Raw genomic sequence first — 14,943 nt, forward strand, 5'->3', positions numbered from 1 at the left:
GGCTCGCAACGATGCAGGAGAAGAACATGAACACCTCGCAGATTCGTTCTGCGCCCGATATTGGTGACGATGACCCCGACCCGCAACTGGATGATTTCCAGGATTATCTGTGGTCCGACTTGATGGCCCGGCGTATCGGGATTGGGCTGATGGCCGAAGAATTCGCGCGGGCCACCAGGGCTGTATACGAAGAGATCTACGACGCCGAAGCCGGCGACATCGCCGTGCGCGGCCGGCTGGTAAATGCGGCGATCGCGATGGAACAGTTCGTCGCCGATGAGACGGCCCGACTGATCGCCGACGCAGGCAGCTTCGCCGAGGGTGAGACCGTCGAGCTCCAAGCTATCGGCGACCAGGACCAGTTCAACGCAGCGTACCCCGATGCGCGTACCAAAAGCGGTGCACCACTGCCATTTACGCTGCAACATGTGGCACTCGGGCGGGCGGCAGCCGAGCTCACGCGCCGGGGCGCGCAGGTTGATGCCTACCGCGGCGACTGCCACGCCGAGTTGGCCTGCCGGAGACAGGCGGTCGGCCTGGGCAAGGCTATGGCGGCCAAGCTGCTCGGGGTTCGCGACAAGAAGTACGACCGGTGGGAAAACGATGCCCGCCTGGCTCCCTCCGGCGCCGGCGGGGGCGCGTCGAACCGCGTTCCCCGGGGGCTGATCGCCGAGCTACAGGCGATGGACGACTTCATCGCGACCACGGCCGCTGCGCTGCCGGTCGGGAACATCGGGGACACCAGCGTGGTGTACGTGATCGACGATCAAGAAGAATTCGAGCGGGTCTACCCGCAAGCGCGAACGCACCGCGACGGTACGCCCTACCCCCGACGCGTGCTGTTCCTGGCTGCGGCTCGCCGTGCCAGTGAACTGGCCCGCACCGGCCGGCAGGTTCGCATCGCAGTCGCCGACGACTAGAAACCGACATGATCGACTCAGACAACGCCTCGCCGTATCGAACCGGGATGGTCACCGCGGCTGTGAGCGAGGCTGCGACCCACGAACGGGCAGGGTTGCAGTCCTACGCCCGGACTTCGGTGATGATCGATGACCAGGAGTCTCGCGATCTCGATGACGCGATCAGGGTCGATCGGATCGGTGACGGATGGGTGGCCACCGTTCACGTCGCCGCCGTCGCCGCGATCATTGCAGAAGGCAGCGCGACCGATGAGCAGGCGCGCGCGGCTGGAGAGTCAAAATATTTGTCGCACAAGGTGATTCCTATGCTCGGCGGTGCAGCCGAGCGGGCCGCAACCTTGTCGGCCTCTGAAGGCCGGCAGGCACTGTCGGTGACCATGACCTTCGATACCTCCGGCGAGCGCATCGGCACCGAGGTTGACCGTGTCTGGCTGCAGGCCGGCAGCTGCCAGCGCGTCTCCTACCAGCAGGTGCCGACAGCATTGGTCGATGCCAGCCATGGCCATCATCAACTCCTGACCGACATCGACGAGCTGGCCCAGCTGCTCCTGGCTCGGCGGCGCAACAGCGGCGCGCTGGCCATCTACGACCTGCTGCGCGGGTATGCGATCGGCGAAGAAGGGGCCATCGTGGCCATCCCGGCGCAACAGCGCACCTGCGGGTACGTGATGGTGGCCGAGATGATGATCGCCGCCAACGCCGCGATCGCCGAATGGTGCATCGACCGCGATGTGCCGATCCTGTTCCGCAATCACCGCACCAGCCTGATCGGGGAAAGCGGAACGGACCTGGCCGCCGACATCGCGGCGGCACTCGACGACCCGGAACTGTTTGAGCAGCTGCAAAGTCGAGTCAATCGCACCCTGGGCAAAGCAACCTATGACGCCGCGCCGCGTGGGCATCACGGGCTGCGACTGGAGGCCTACTGCCACGCGACCTCCCCGTTGCGTCGCTACGCCGACCTGGTCACCCAACGCATCATCTGCGACCACATCGCCGGCCGCGAGCACCCCTACCCATCGACAGCTCTGCACACCCTTGCCGGGGAAATCAATACTGCCGTCGAAAAACGGCGGCAAGCTACCGCAGTGCACATGAAGGAGCGCAGCCGCCGCGAACGCGTGCAGCGGATCCTCGACGGCAACTACTCAGCCCTCGAACCGAAACAGTGGCGCAAGATGTTCGATCTCATGACGGCAGTCGCACCCAGCCCGGGAATCGAAACCGAACTCGTGCGCCGGCTCAACGCCGGCGTCCTGGCCCCGGCCGATTTGGGCCGGATGATCGCTGCCGGTCCAGCCTGGGACAACATCCGCCGCCGGTTCTACCCAGCGGTGCGTGCTCAGCATCCCGAATTCGCGCCATCTGCCTTGAGCATATTCGCCACCATCGTCGAGGGAGCGGTGCCCGTCGAGGTCGAAGAGAGCCGAGACCCACACAGCGAGGACCACCGGCCGGTGTTCGCGGTCCGGGCCCGGATGGGGGACCAGATCGGGCAGTGGCAAACCGCGCAAGCCAAGAAAACCGCTCAGACACAAGCGATGTGGGAACTACTACTGGGGATCAATGGCCTGGCCGCCCTCGCCGGGCCTGACGACCAGCCGCACTGGCCCGCGCCCGCTGCCGCACCGCTGGCGGTCACCGAGGCCAGCACCCTGCCGGACGATGTGCGCCAGCAGCTCGATGCCTTGAATCCGGCCCGGCGCAACGCCGCATTGGGAAACCCCGTGGGGTGGCTGGCGGATTTCGCGGCCACACATCACCTCGGCGTCGTCGACTACACGTTCACCACCGACGGCCCCCCGCACGCTCCGGTGTTCACCTGCACCGTGGGCTTCGCCGGCCTGAGCCACACCGAGGCAGGGGCATCGAAAAAGGCAACAAAGGTCGCCGCGGCCACCGGCTTGCTGTCGAGCCTGCTAACGGCCCCCGGCCCGAACCAGGAAGACGAAGGAGATGCGTCGAGTTGACTGCCGAAGAAAGCCTCCACGGTGAAACCGGAGATGAGATGACACGCGAAGTGGCGATCGGCACTTCCGGTGGTATCGAGGTCCAGAACGACACCGCCACGGAAACCTACGTTGTTACACCTAACATCGCCGCTGTGCGGCAGGCTTTTTGGGATTGGCCGCACTGGTGCGGACGCGGCACCCCGGAACGTGCCTGGGAGCACGCTGTCAGTGGCGACACCGCGGCCCGTTTGCGTGCCAGCGAGAAGGTGACCGACTGGGAGTGCACAGCTCGGATCATCGCGCGGGCCGCCGCGTACGGGTGGTGGCCGCAAGAAACAACCAGCGGCGACTACACCGCCGTGCCCATCGCCCGCTGGGTTGCCAGTGGGCACCCCTACACCAAGATCGTGCCCAATCTCGATGCGCTGCTGGATCGCTGGAACGTCGCACCGGTGGTGATTGACGCCGACCCCGACCTCAGTGCCATCGACTGCGGCAGTGAGCGAATCTCGTGATGTCCGAGCGTGCAGATCACGCTGGAATAGGGCACGGGGCAGGTCGAGCGCAGGCGGGGGAGCGTGGGCTTCGGTGTGGCCGCCGGCGGTCTGCTGGCAGCGGTGCGGTATGAACCGCGGGCACCCGATTAGGTTCGGCCGTCGCAGACCACTGTGCAGGAATTGAGGTCCCGGACGCCTGCGTCGCGCAAGATTTTCAGAATGCTCAGCTGACGCTCCATGTCGGGCAGGTCGGTAATCAGATAATCCGCCGGCACACCGAAGTACTCGGCTATCGCCCGCAAATGGGACGCGCTGGGGTCGGGTATCTCTCCGCAGCGCAGTTGCTGCAAGTACTTCGCACTGATGTCGACACCGGTTGTGGCGGTAATGCCTTCGGCGGCAAGCTGATTTGACAGCTCGGGCTCCCCGCGGCGGTGCATCACATCGAACAGCCGCCCAATCTTTGCCGGCACCGCTGTGTTCGCGTTCGTGTAGGCCATGGCGCCCTCCCCAGCATCGTGGTCCTGTGTGGGCACAGGCTACTTGTCAATGCACCAACCTGATACGCGGCGGCAGTGGCAGCCGAGGAGCCTCCAGCGGGGTTGTGTGCTTACCTGGCCGTCCCCAGCCGCGTCCCGCGGATGGCCAGGCGGATCGCAGCTTGACGGACAACCGTCGGGATGGTCAGTCCGAGGCGGAGAATCCGCCATCCCGCGGGCCAGAGCGAGACGTCGAAGTGCTCGACGTGGTCGCCGTTGGTGGCCTTCATACTGACGGCGGGCACAGTGCCCCCAGTGGCGGACAGGACCTCGAGGACCCACGCGTTCGTTCGTCGAGGTTGGGCCGCGCCGGCATCGATGTTGGGCATCGTCGGCATCCCACCTTCCTGCGGGGCAGGTAGGCCCCATTCGTTTAGCCGGAACGTACCACCGGGATAGGACATCGCCTATTGATCCTGTGCCCCACACCCCACCCTCTCCGCCCCTCGCCGGGGCGGAGAGGGTGGGGTCAATGTTGCTGTGGTGCAGCCCGTTTCGTGTGTGGTTTTGTCGGTGCAGCCTGCTAGTTTAGGAGTGTCAAGGCACGCCAGCAGGGTGGGTCTGTTTCCCGATTGGGGTTTGTGTGATGGCTGATTTGGCGACGAGTGTGACGGTTATCGATGCCGCTTCGCGCGCTGCGGTTCCGTGCCTGCTGTGGGGTGATCCCGGCATGGGCAAGAGCGCGGTTGTGCGGGCACTTGCCCATGCGGACGGGGTGCCAGTGGAGACGGTGATCGGGTCCCAGCGTGAGCCGGTGGACATTGCCGGGTGGCCGGTGGTGGTCGATGGGGCAGTGCAATCACTGGCGTTACCGGATTGGGCGGGAACGCTTTTCGAGCATCAATCGGGGTACCTGTTTTTGGATGAGCTGTCTACGTGCAGTCCGGCGGTGCAGGCGGCGATGCTCACGGTGGCGCTGGAACGGATGGTCGGGCGGCGCAGGCTGCCCGAGGCGGTGCGCGTGATCGCAGCGGCGAACCCACCGGACCGCAGCGCAGGCGGCAGTGATCTGGCACCCCCGATGGCGAATCGGTTCCTGCACGTGGACTTTGAACCGACCGCCGATGAGTGGCTGACCGGCATGCGCTCGGGATTCGGGACGTTGCCTGCCTCGCGGGCGGTGGCGGCAGATGAGTTGCGGGCCGCTGATGAGGTCGGCCAGGTCTGCGCCTTCGTGGAGACGCAACCCGGTGTCCTGCACCAGTATCCGAACACCGATGAGGCGGCGGGCCGGGCGTGGCCGTCGCGGCGGTCCTGGCACGCGGTGTCGCGGGTGCTGCCCTATCTGCGGTCCGACGACACGGCGGCGATCACCACGGCGGTACTGGGGCTGCTGGGCGACGGCGTGGGGTCCGAATTCGTTGAGTGGCGGGCCAATATGGACTTACCTCCGGTGTCGGACGTGATTGCCGATCCGTCGATCATGGATTGGAAAACCGCACGGCCCGACCAGGTGTGGGCGGTGCTGTCCGGTGTCGTGGCGTGGGCGTCGGGGCGCGGCACCCATGATGCGTGGGTGCGGGCGTGGGGGCCGTTGGTGTCTGCGGCGCTCAGCGGTGCCCCTGATGTAGCCGGGGCGGCAGCACGGTCGCTGGCGGTGGCCCGACCGGCAGGGGCGAAAGTTCCTGCGGCAGCGCGCAAATTCCATGACGTACTGGTCGCTGCCGGTCTGGAATTCGACAAGGCGGCATCCGGTGCGGAGGCCGTGGCATGAGCGAGGCGGTGCGGGCGCTGACCGCCGATGAGTGGCGTCGGCTGCGGCTGGCGCGGATGGCGGCGGTGGAAATGATGCCGTACTTCGCCAAAGCCGTGTTTGCGATGATCCCCGTTGCCGCACCGGGTTTGGGTACGTTCGGAGTGTCGCCTGACTGGCGGCTCTACCTCGATCCGATCATGCTCGGCGGCGACGGTGGTTGGACCATCGCCGAAAGTGGCGGGGTACTTCTACACGAGGCCGGACACCTGATTCGGATGCACGCGGCGCGAGCCGATGATCTGGGCCTGCCGCTGTCGCGGATGCACTGGAATCTGGCCGGTGACGCCGAGATTAACGACGACCTGCTTGCCGCAGGCCTGGGACTGCCAGACGGCGCGGTCACCCCGGCTGCGCTCGGCTGCGCTGATGGCCGCGCCGCCGAGGTCTACTACCGGCATCTGATCCCGCCCGGTACACCCCCGCCACCGCCGACGCCGGATGACGGAGTGGGCTGCGGGTCCGGTGCCGGTGATGCACCTTTTCCCGGTGAACTCGCACCGGGGGTGGACTTGGGGAGCGGCTCTGGATTATCCCGCGAGGCAGGGGAATTGGTGCGCACGGCGGTGGCGCGTGCGGTGCAGGCGGCAGCCAGTGAAGGCGGCGCGGGCCGGGGATCAGTGCCAGCGGGTGTGCAACGCTGGGCCGAAAGCCAGTTGGCTCCTGCTGTGGTGCCCTGGCCCAAAGTTCTGCGCGCTGCGGTGCGCAGGGCCGTTGAGGACCAGGCGGGCCAGGTGCACCATTCGTGGCGTCGGCCCAACCGCCGCGCTCCCGGTGGGCTGATCCTGCCGACCCTGCGGGCACCGAAAATCGTGGTCGATCTCATCATCGACACGTCAGGATCGATGGGCCGCGACGATCTTGCCGCCGCCTTGTCCGAGACGCGGGCCGTGCTGCGGAGCACGGGTGCGAGCGTGCGGGTCACGTGCTGTGATGCGGCAGCGACCATTCCGCGCCCGGTGCGCTCTATCGCTGATGTGACACTGACCGGTGGCGGCGGCACGGACATGTGCATCGGGATCAACGCGGCGCTGGCGGCGAGGCCGAAAAGCAATGTGCAGGTGTGCTTTACCGATGGCGGTACACCGTGGCCTGCGCGGCGTCTGCCGGTCCCGCTGATCGTGGCACTGATCGGCACGCATGCCGTGGACACCACGCCACGGTGGGCCAAGATGGTTCGGGTCACCCCGGCACCCGCCCCGGCATCGGTGGCGGCATGAGCAGGCAGCGGCCTGCACCGTCGCGGTTCGGCCAGTGGGCCGACTCGGTGCTGGCCGGTACAGGCTGGACGGCCGATACCGTGCGGGCCGCTGCCAGCAGTGACCGAGACGATCTGGCGACCAGGGCACTGGCGGACGGTTTCGCCGCCGCCGCGTCCGCGCTGACCGCATCCGAGGCTGCCGAGGGGTCGGACCAGTGACGGCGGCATTGTTCGATCTGGCGCTGCGTCAGGTGGCCCGCGACCGTGGCGGGGCGGTGGCGCGGCTGCGCCACAACCCCGCACCGGCCCGCGATGTGCGGGTGGCGGTGGCAGCGCGGCGCACCGGCGCTGGAGTGCGGGTGCAGGCTATCGGACCGGATGGGAACCTTCATTCCGGCTGCGGGGCCGAAGGATTGGCGGCGATTGCCCGCGCGGCAGGCTGCACGTCCGGTGACCTTGGCGGCGGTGCCACGGCACTGATCGAGGGCGGGGCGACCCTGACCGCGCTGGCGGGCCTGGCGCCCCGGTGGGCCGATCCGGCGCTCAGTGGCCGGATGGACGTTGCGGCAGGATCGGCGCTGGCAGGGTGGTGGGTGGAGCGGGCCGCGCATCCCGGCACGAGTGCCGTGGCTGATGTTCTAGCGCTGTCGCGGGCGCGCTATGTGCTCGGCACGGTACCGGGGGCCGACGATGGGGCCGCGTGGCGGCGGGTGTTCGGTGCCCCGGTCGGGTTGGTGGGCCTGCCCCGGTGGCATGACGCGGTCACCAAGGGGCCGCTATTGGCGGGGTTGGACATGTTGCGCGAAGACGACGACTGGCTGCTGGCGCGCTACCAGGAGGCACTGGCGGCAGGCCGGTCCTGGGAGGTACCGGAGACCCTGGCGCTGGCGGCGATGCGGCTGCGCAGCCGGTGCGATGCTGCTGACACGTTCGCAGCGGCGCTATTTGGTGACCCGTTGTGGCGGGCGCGGGGCGTGCATACCGGGCATGTGTGTACCGGGCAGGTGGTGATCGGGGCGGGCAGCGCAGGCAACCGCGTCACCGTCGAGGTAGGCCGGTTGGACACCCGACTGCGGGCTGGGTCGGCGGTGCTCGGCTGGGTCGGTGACCCGCTGGCGGCGATCCCCGGCAGCGGAGGCCGCTTCGGTGGGGAAGTGGTCGCCACGGCAGTTGAGACGGGCGCGCTGCTAGTGACCATCGGCGCATTGAAGCGCAGCGACTACCGGCCCGGTGCCGGGGAGACGGTGACGGTCATCCCGGCACCGCCGAGTGCAGCCACGATCCGCTCCAATCGCGTTGTGGTGTCACGGCTTTACCGGCAGCGTTATAGCTGGCTGTCCCAAGGCGTGACCCCCGCGCCGGTGCGCCGCGATGTGCCGCTGGCCGTCATCATCGCCGCCGCCGAGAACGACAATCGAGAGGACACGTAATGCGCACTCTGCCAAAGAATTTGGTGTCCAGCACCGCTTCCCCGGCGGCGGCTGCCCTGGTCCCGTCCGCAGGGACGGGTGCCCCGAAAGCGCCGGCCAAGGCTCCGGTGCAGGATTGGCCGGGTCGTGAACTGCTCAACGATCCGATGCTGGCGCGGATCCTGCTGGCGGTGTGGTCGGGTGACCCTGCGACCATTTCGCCGGCGTGTCCGGGCGCTGGAAAGACCCGCCTGACAACGCTTTTAGCTGCCGCGCTGGCCCACCGGGCAGGGTTGCGGGTGGCGGTGGCGGCGCAGACCCGCGAACAGGCATTGGAGCTGGCCCGGCGCATGAGTGCGGTCAGTGACCGCTATGCGCTGATCGTGTCGTCAGCGACCGCGAAAGTCGGAGGCCTCAAAGACCTCGCGACGGTGACAGGTCGGCAGGTGCGGTGGACGCACCCTACCGGAGGGGCGATCCTGATCGGCACCGCTGCCCGCTGGTTGTACGTTGATCCGTCCGTGGGGGCGGCGGACGTGCTTCTGATTGACGAGGCCTGGCAGGCCACCTACGCGGACGTGGGGGCGTTGGGTGCGTTGGCCCGCCAGGTGGTGCTGGTCGGGGATTCGGGGCAGATTGCGCCGGTGGTGACCGGCTCGACTGCCCGTTGGCAGGGGCAGGCCACCGGCCCGCATCAAAGTGCCCCGGCTGCGCTGCTGGCCGCGCACGGCCCGGCGATGACCGTGCACGAGCTGACGAGTTCGTGGCGGCTGGGGCCGGATACCTGTTCCTTGTTGTCGCAGCACTTCTACAAAGACATGCCGTTCACATCACGTCGGCCCGCCGAGGCCATCGTCAGCGACGGCGGGCAGGAACTTGCCGAAATCGACTGTGTGACAGTGCCCGCGCAGCACGGCCCGACTGATCCGGTGCTGCTGACGGCGGTGGCTGAGCGGGTGCGCGAGCTGCTCGGGTATCAGTACCGGCGAGCTGGCGGAAGTGAGTTGTTGCGAGGGCAGGACATTGCGGTGGTGGTGCCGCACGTGGCCCAGGCTGGGGCGGTGCGTGCCCTGCTGGCTGACGTACCCGACCTGCTGATTGGCACCACCAATGGATTGCAGGGCATGGAACGTGCCGCCGTGGTGGCGCTGCACCCGATGGCGGGGTACCGGCAGGTGCAGGAATTCGCGGTGGACCCTGGTCGGGTCTGTGTCACGTTGAGCCGCCACCGGGCGCACCTGAGCTTGGTCACCGACCCGGCGACGGCGGGGCTGCTTGCGGCCAGTGATGACCCGCTGGCCGGGGAGGCGTTGGGGGTGTTGGTGAGCCTGGGTGCTGCCTAGCCTGACCGGGCGCGAGGGTGTGGCGCGACGCTGGCACTCTCCCCGCCCCTCGCCGAGGCGGGGAGAGTGCCACAGGGTTGGGAGTGTGGAACCTGTTGGTGGGCAGTAGGTGTCGGTGGCTGCGGGTAGTGTTCTGGGTGTTGGTAGGGGCACGTCATCAGGGTGTGCCCGTTGATGTGAGGAGTTGGTCGGGGTGGATATCGACGTGTCGGTTGGGGATGAGTGCCTGGATCGGTTCGATCCTGATGAGTGCCTCGATGGTCCGCAGGGTTGTCAGGGTGAGGTGCACGAGTATCTGGCGATGTCGGGATCGGGGTTGTCCTATCCGCGGTGTGAGCGTCATCAGCAGGTGAATGAGGAGCGGCTGGCCCCGGTGATGCAGGGGATTCGGGAACGGTATCCGGAGCATCCGCCCGAGGACTTCGACCCGTATTTTGCTGGCGAGTCCTGGTATTCCGAGGACGAAGTGCCTCGGTGAGCGCCGCGGGGGTGGCCAGCAAGCTCGCCGCCCCCGCACCCGGGCGACCCGGGCGACCCGGGCGCCTCCCCGCCCCTCGTAGGGCCTGGGAGTTGAACTCAGTCATGTTGGGGGACAGGGTGTTTAGACACCTTCGGATGTCGGATGCAGGCGTTAGGATCGGTGTTGTGTGGGCTGGCCAGCGGGGCCGGCCCGGGAAACTCTGGAGCGGGTGTCATGAGCTACGACGTGGAATTGATGGATGGGTCGCTGGTGATCGCGGGCGAGCATTTCGACGAGGCGATGGGTGCCGTCGAGGTGGGCCTGGGCGCGCCGGTCGGCAGCTGGCGCGAGCTGCTCACCGAATTGGGGTTTGCGCTCGATGAGCAGCAGGTACGCGGCGGTGTGGTCATCACCGGGTATCGGGGTGCGTTCGACGACCCGGTGGACCAGGTCCTTGCTGCGCTCGCACCGTATGTGGGGGATCGGATTCTGGTGTGGGAGAACGACGAGGGTATCCGGTGGCGGTATGTGTTCGCCGATGGCCGGATCACCGAACAGGAACCGGTGGTGTTGTGGCGCGGCGTGCATGATCGGACCTGCCGCCTGGGTGGCGTGTTGGCCCCGATGACCGTTACCCGCGACGGGGCGGCGTACGCGGCGTGGTGGGCCGGCTTGCCGGACCGGGCCGGCCTCGAGGAGATCGTCGGCGACGCCCTGCCCAGTGCGGAGTCGGTGGACTTAGCCGAGACGTTGCACGGCCTCATGCTCGATGTGTTCCAGCGGCCCGACACCAACGCGGCGGCGTGGTTGACCGTGCAGGGCCTGCGTCCCGGCGTTAGGGCCGAGACCGTAGTCTTGGACATCGAACCGGCCTATGACTGCTCCGGAGTGCATGACGGGGTGAACGTGGTCCTGAGTGTGCACACTGCCGGCGAAACGCAGCGGGCCTACCGATCGGTGACGGTGTACCTGGATAAGGCGCGTGATCTGCTCCCAGAGGTTCTCGATGATGCAGCGACGGTGATCGGTCAGATCATCGACACCGCGGCTGTCCTGCTGACCGCGCAAATCGCTGACGAGGACCGATTCTGGGCAGCGGCACGGGACGTGCTGTCATGAGCGACAACATGATTTCCGATCGCGTGGTCGTGATGCACCTCGGCGCACGAGAGCCGTTGCGTCTGCGCATCAGCGTCGCCGAGGTGGATACTTACGACCCCGACCCCGCCTCGGGCAGCTGCCAGGATGCCGCTGCCCGTGTGCAGCGCGCGATCGCACAGTGGCAGGCCGCGGTTGATGGTGACGACGAGGACGTCGATAGTCTCGATGAGATGAGTTCTGCTGCTGCTGATCTGGCCGACCTCGTCCTGACGCAGGCCCTCGGCGGTGAATCCCGGTCAGTGCCGCCGCCGCGGCGCTGGATGATCCAGAACCTGATCATCGGTGAAACCCGGGAATATCTGGCTTCCGATGCGGACGAAGCCGTCCGCGCGCACCTCGACGAAATCGAAGCGCATCTGCTGGTGTGGCCCGCCGAGAACTGACGAAAGAATCCGGCACCCAACATATCTGGCGAATCTGTCGGACCCGGAGTCTACGGTGAGAAATGTAGGAGCACGCCAACCGGGCAGGCTCGACCAATCCCGCAGAGGAGCCAGCGGTGAGTACATCACTGACCATCACCCACACCCACGCCGAGGGAACCCTGATCGAGGGAACCAGCAGGGGCGACGGCAGCGCCGACGTCCTTAAGGCGGTGTCCGGTCGCGGCGGCGCGTGGCGCTGGTCGCGCAATCTGGGCAGCTGGTACGTCCAGCGATCCCGCGACACCCGCGCCAAGACAGCACTGATCGACGCGACGAAGGTGGCGCTGGAAAAGGCCGGCTTCACCGTGACCGTCGATATCGACGACACCTACCGGACCACCGAGGATGCCGAGACCGCAGCGGTCGCCCGCCAGGAACAGCGCGCGGAGGCACTGGAAGCCAAAGCCGACCGCAAAGCCGCGGCGGCGCAGAGCGCCTGGGCCAACGAGCAGCACGCCCACAACCTGCTCCCCCCGATGGGGCAGCCCATCCTCGTGGGCCACCACTCGGAAGCCCGGCATCGCAAGGCAATTGAGCGTGCCGACACCGCGACCCGTAAAGCGATCGACGCCACCGATGCTGCCGAGACCGCAGCCTCACGAGCGGCGGCAGCTGCCAGTACCACCGGATTTCGGTATGCGCCGGCGGTCATCCGCCGGCGCATCGAGCGCCTGAATGCGGACCTGCGTCGGCTGGAGCGCACCCGCGACGGCCACACCCGGACCGTGTTCGTCGATGGGCGCGGCGTCAAACACGTCGAAACCATCGTCCCGGCCGGCGGGGCGTACCGGGACCGGGTACTCGCTGACATCACGCATACGCAGGACCAGATCATCTACTGGACGCGTCAACTCGAGCAGGCCGCGCAGGCCGGCGCTGCGGTATGGGACGCCGCCACGATTGTGCCTGGCGATCTGGTGCATCTGTGGAGTGAGTGGACCCCCGTGGTGAAGGTGAACACCAAAACGGTGCGGGTCGCCGGCTATGGCGGTCTGCTGCCGTTCGACAAGATCACCCGGGTGCGCACCGCAGACGGGGCGGCGGTGCGGATCGTGGGCGGCGTGCGAACTGTCGAGGCCGCCGATCAGGCTGGCGGGTAACCGAACGCTACGAAGATAGACACGCGGGGTGACCCCTACCGTCTATCCTCCCCGCCCCACGCCGAGGCGGGGAGGATAGACGGTAACCCGTTGGGGTGGAACGTGTTTCGGTGGCAGTTCTTGTCGGTGGGGTCCTTTATGCTCATCGGTGTAAGGGCACGCCACCCGGGTGGGCCCGTTCAAAACCTCGAAGGGGTTGGTTGTCATGTTCACGATTTCGTCTATGCGGGACTTGCTGCTGTCGGTTCCGGCGCTGCTTGGGTTCATTCCGGTGAAGTCTCTGGTCGCGGTGACCGTCACTGATGGGGCTGTCGGGATGTGCGTTCGCGTGGATCTGGCTTATGCCGAGGAAGCGGCGGACCAGATCGCGTCAGTGGCGCAGCGCAATAACACCAGCGGGGACCTGTAGAAAACCCCGACACCGCTGATCAGCCCTGATGGGGTTCGAGGCCGTGGAACGCGGCTAGGCCGATTTCGGAACGCGGGGCCGAGCCGCCGCGGCGGCCTGGCGATTCGCCTGCTGGTTTGCAGATCGACCGACAGCGGCCGACGAAGGCTCAGGACTCTGGTTATCTGGGGTCGGTTCGGGGCGTCTACGACTGTTCCCGGTTAGGGGTGCGGCGTTGTTGGGGCTTAACCGGAAACAGTTGGCTCATAAGAGTCTCCAATTAGGGGTGTTGACGGTGCAGGGTCGCTATGACGCCAGTGCGCCTCTGCGATGTCTTACTTGGTGGGTTCGGGCCAACGCAGGTGTTCTTGGTCGATCATGAAGGTGTGGACGTGCTCGAACACGCCGTCGCCGAGATGTGTTGCGTCGTGTCCGAGGTGGTCATCGCTGGTGGTGGCGGAATCGTGGGTGTGGGCGAGTTCTTCAGGGTCGTGGCGTGGCCAGGTGAAGACCGCGGCAATCGCGCCGGCCGTGGCGATGGCAGCCAGGATCGACCAAGTGGTGGTGAAGCCGAGAAGCGTTGCGCCCCATCCAGCGATGGGATAGGTCAGGAGCCAGCACAGGTGTGAGAGCGAGAATTGGGCGGCGAAGATCGCGGGCCGATCCGATGGCGCCGATGAGCGGCGTAGTACCCGGCCGACCGGTGTCAGGATCAGGCTCATGCCCGAGCCGATGATCCACCAGATGGTCAGGGCCATCTCCCAGCGGTGCGGGCCAGAGGCCATCGATAGTTTGATGGCGCCGGTAGCTCCGATCAGTAGCAGTACTGCGCCGCAGAGCATTACGGTCCGTTCGGGGATGCGTTGCAGGACCGGCGGCAATAGTAGGGCCACGATCATGGTGCCGGTGCCCGATGCGGCCAGAAGCCAGGCGACGTCGGCTTGTGGCCGGCCGAGCGCGTCGCGGACGTAGTTGACGGTGGTCACCATCACGATGGAGCCGCATCCGGCAACAACGAGGTCCAGGGCCAGCACTCCGTGCAGCCTGGGGGTGGCCGCGAAGATGCGGATGCCTGCGGCGGTGCGCTCCCAGATGTTTCCGCGGCCACTGGGTGTGGCGTCGGGGATGCGGGAGCTGACCACCAGCGCCGCGGAAAGCAGGAATCCGACGACGGTGCCGGCGAACAGCCAGTGAAAGCTCATCACTGTCAGTGCCAGCGCGGCGAGTACGGGGCTGAGCAGGCTCTCCATGGTCGATGCCAGCTGGGAGGCCGATAGTGCCTGGGTGTAGTCGTTCTCGTCGGTCACCACATCGGGGATCACCGCCTGGAAGGTTGGGGTGAACGCTGCCGAGGCGGTCTGCAGCAGGGCGATGAGCAGGTAGATCTGCCAGACCTGATCGATGAACGGCATCGCGATGACCACGGTGGCGCGGATGAGGTCCAGCCCCACCAGCATGAGTCGGCGCGGGACGCGGTCGGCATAGGCGGCGGCAATCGGCGCGACGGTCACGTAGGCGATCATTTTGATGGCCAGCGCGGTGCCGAGCACGGCGGCGGCATCGGCGCCGGCGAGTTGGTAGGCCAGCAGGCTCAGCGCCACGGTGGTCAGCCCGGTGCCGAACAGCGCGACGACTTGCGCGGCGAACAGATGCCGGTAGTCGCGATAGCTGAACAGTGACATGGTCATCCTCGGGCGCTCATATGATGGGGGCAGTTGGCGGCGCCCCGGATTTCCTCGCGGTCAGGGCGGCCGCTTCTATATCTGCATGGCTGCGTAGATAGTAGAGCAAGCGC

At 67.0% G+C, this 14,943-nt stretch carries 16 protein-coding genes; 13 read left to right on the top strand and 3 right to left on the bottom strand.

Going from position 1 to position 14,943, the window contains the following annotated elements; all coding sequences use genetic code 11:
• The first annotated feature begins 26 nt into the window (after window positions 1–26).
• From AC3WTE_RS15260 to AC3WTE_RS15270, 3 genes are read left to right on the top strand one after another with little or no spacing between them, the layout of a single operon-like run.
• Complete coding sequence (locus AC3WTE_RS15260; RefSeq protein ID WP_492438693.1) at window positions 27–920, top strand: hypothetical protein; 894 nt, start codon at window positions 27–29, stop codon at window positions 918–920.
• 8 nt (window positions 921–928) lie between these two features.
• Complete coding sequence (locus AC3WTE_RS15265) at window positions 929–2,890, top strand: RNB domain-containing ribonuclease (RefSeq protein ID WP_492438695.1); 1,962 nt, start codon at window positions 929–931, stop codon at window positions 2,888–2,890.
• Between the two features lie 38 nt (window positions 2,891–2,928).
• Window positions 2,929–3,387 carry a hypothetical protein gene (locus AC3WTE_RS15270; protein WP_492438697.1) on the top strand — a complete coding sequence of 153 codons (459 nt, stop codon included), beginning with the start codon at window positions 2,929–2,931 and terminating at the stop codon, window positions 3,385–3,387.
• A gap of 128 nt (window positions 3,388–3,515) precedes the next feature.
• Here the strand turns inward: AC3WTE_RS15270 and AC3WTE_RS15275 are convergent, their stop codons facing one another.
• The gene (locus AC3WTE_RS15275; protein WP_492438698.1) at window positions 3,516–3,869 is read right to left on the bottom strand and encodes a hypothetical protein; all 354 of its coding nucleotides are present in this window, start codon (window positions 3,867–3,869) and stop codon (window positions 3,516–3,518) included.
• A 110-nt stretch (window positions 3,870–3,979) separates the two neighbouring features.
• Window positions 3,980–4,237: a hypothetical protein gene (locus AC3WTE_RS15280; RefSeq protein ID WP_492438699.1), complete on the bottom strand. Its 258-nt coding sequence runs from the start codon at window positions 4,235–4,237 to the stop codon at window positions 3,980–3,982.
• 257 nt (window positions 4,238–4,494) lie between these two features.
• On the opposite strand from AC3WTE_RS15280, the gene AC3WTE_RS15285 reads away from it, so the two are divergent.
• The 10 genes from AC3WTE_RS15285 to AC3WTE_RS15330 all read left to right on the top strand — a co-directional run bounded on the left by AC3WTE_RS15285 (window position 4,495) and on the right by AC3WTE_RS15330 (window position 13,169).
• Entirely contained in the window at window positions 4,495–5,622 is a 1,128-nt protein-coding gene (locus tag AC3WTE_RS15285; RefSeq protein WP_492438700.1) for an AAA family ATPase, read from the top strand.
• On the top strand, window positions 5,619–6,881 hold the full coding sequence (locus AC3WTE_RS15290; protein WP_492438702.1) for a vWA domain-containing protein: 1,263 nt from the start codon (window positions 5,619–5,621) through the stop codon (window positions 6,879–6,881). The genes AC3WTE_RS15285 and AC3WTE_RS15290 overlap by 4 nt, the downstream gene beginning before the upstream one ends.
• Window positions 6,878–7,081 carry a chemotaxis protein gene (locus AC3WTE_RS15295; RefSeq protein WP_492438704.1) on the top strand — a complete coding sequence of 68 codons (204 nt, stop codon included), beginning with the start codon at window positions 6,878–6,880 and terminating at the stop codon, window positions 7,079–7,081. The genes AC3WTE_RS15290 and AC3WTE_RS15295 overlap by 4 nt, the downstream gene beginning before the upstream one ends.
• Window positions 7,078–8,292: a hypothetical protein gene (locus AC3WTE_RS15300; protein WP_492438706.1), complete on the top strand. Its 1,215-nt coding sequence runs from the start codon at window positions 7,078–7,080 to the stop codon at window positions 8,290–8,292. The genes AC3WTE_RS15295 and AC3WTE_RS15300 overlap by 4 nt, the downstream gene beginning before the upstream one ends.
• On the top strand, window positions 8,292–9,614 hold the full coding sequence (locus AC3WTE_RS15305) for an AAA family ATPase (RefSeq protein WP_492438708.1): 1,323 nt from the start codon (window positions 8,292–8,294) through the stop codon (window positions 9,612–9,614). Before AC3WTE_RS15300 ends, AC3WTE_RS15305 begins: the two co-directional genes overlap by 1 nt.
• 193 nt (window positions 9,615–9,807) lie before the next feature.
• A complete protein-coding gene (locus tag AC3WTE_RS15310) occupies window positions 9,808–10,092 on the top strand; it encodes a hypothetical protein (RefSeq protein ID WP_165682204.1) in 285 nt (94 codons plus the stop codon).
• A gap of 216 nt (window positions 10,093–10,308) precedes the next feature.
• Entirely contained in the window at window positions 10,309–11,193 is an 885-nt protein-coding gene (locus AC3WTE_RS15315) for a hypothetical protein (RefSeq protein WP_492438710.1), read from the top strand.
• Window positions 11,190–11,618, top strand: a complete 429-nt coding sequence (locus tag AC3WTE_RS15320) for a hypothetical protein (protein ID WP_492438712.1) — start codon at window positions 11,190–11,192, stop codon at window positions 11,616–11,618. Before AC3WTE_RS15315 ends, AC3WTE_RS15320 begins: the two co-directional genes overlap by 4 nt.
• Window positions 11,619–11,734: 116 nt before the next feature.
• Window positions 11,735–12,760, top strand: coding sequence for a DUF3560 domain-containing protein (locus tag AC3WTE_RS15325; protein WP_492438713.1), 1,026 nt, complete (start codon window positions 11,735–11,737; stop codon window positions 12,758–12,760).
• A gap of 223 nt (window positions 12,761–12,983) precedes the next feature.
• The gene (locus tag AC3WTE_RS15330; RefSeq protein ID WP_492438715.1) at window positions 12,984–13,169 is read left to right on the top strand and encodes a DUF4192 family protein; all 186 of its coding nucleotides are present in this window, start codon (window positions 12,984–12,986) and stop codon (window positions 13,167–13,169) included.
• 314 nt (window positions 13,170–13,483) lie between these two features.
• Here the strand turns inward: AC3WTE_RS15330 and AC3WTE_RS15335 are convergent, their stop codons facing one another.
• Window positions 13,484–14,836, bottom strand: a complete 1,353-nt coding sequence (locus AC3WTE_RS15335; protein ID WP_492438717.1) for an MFS transporter — start codon at window positions 14,834–14,836, stop codon at window positions 13,484–13,486.
• Window positions 14,837–14,943: the final 107 nt, after the last annotated feature.

It is taken from the genome of Mycobacterium sp. FW102-FHT13B02, assembly GCF_058790275.1.

What these genes read in the sequence shown, in the direction of transcription:
- AC3WTE_RS15260 (WP_492438693.1), top strand. Translation starts at nt 27, where the DNA reads ATGAACACCTCGCAGATTCGTTCTGCGCCCGATATTGGTGACGATGAC.
- AC3WTE_RS15265 (WP_492438695.1), top strand. Translation starts at nt 929, where the DNA reads ATGATCGACTCAGACAACGCCTCGCCGTATCGAACCGGGATGGTCACC.
- AC3WTE_RS15270 (WP_492438697.1), top strand. Translation starts at nt 2,929, where the DNA reads ATGACACGCGAAGTGGCGATCGGCACTTCCGGTGGTATCGAGGTCCAG.
- AC3WTE_RS15275 (WP_492438698.1), bottom strand. Translation starts at nt 3,869, where the DNA reads ATGGCCTACACGAACGCGAACACAGCGGTGCCGGCAAAGATTGGGCGG.
- AC3WTE_RS15280 (WP_492438699.1), bottom strand. Translation starts at nt 4,237, where the DNA reads ATGCCCAACATCGATGCCGGCGCGGCCCAACCTCGACGAACGAACGCG.
- AC3WTE_RS15285 (WP_492438700.1), top strand. Translation starts at nt 4,495, where the DNA reads ATGGCTGATTTGGCGACGAGTGTGACGGTTATCGATGCCGCTTCGCGC.
- AC3WTE_RS15290 (WP_492438702.1), top strand. Translation starts at nt 5,619, where the DNA reads ATGAGCGAGGCGGTGCGGGCGCTGACCGCCGATGAGTGGCGTCGGCTG.
- AC3WTE_RS15295 (WP_492438704.1), top strand. Translation starts at nt 6,878, where the DNA reads ATGAGCAGGCAGCGGCCTGCACCGTCGCGGTTCGGCCAGTGGGCCGAC.
- AC3WTE_RS15305 (WP_492438708.1), top strand. Translation starts at nt 8,292, where the DNA reads ATGCGCACTCTGCCAAAGAATTTGGTGTCCAGCACCGCTTCCCCGGCG.
- AC3WTE_RS15315 (WP_492438710.1), top strand. Translation starts at nt 10,309, where the DNA reads ATGAGCTACGACGTGGAATTGATGGATGGGTCGCTGGTGATCGCGGGC.
- AC3WTE_RS15320 (WP_492438712.1), top strand. Translation starts at nt 11,190, where the DNA reads ATGAGCGACAACATGATTTCCGATCGCGTGGTCGTGATGCACCTCGGC.
- AC3WTE_RS15330 (WP_492438715.1), top strand. Translation starts at nt 12,984, where the DNA reads ATGCGGGACTTGCTGCTGTCGGTTCCGGCGCTGCTTGGGTTCATTCCG.
- AC3WTE_RS15335 (WP_492438717.1), bottom strand. Translation starts at nt 14,836, where the DNA reads ATGACCATGTCACTGTTCAGCTATCGCGACTACCGGCATCTGTTCGCC.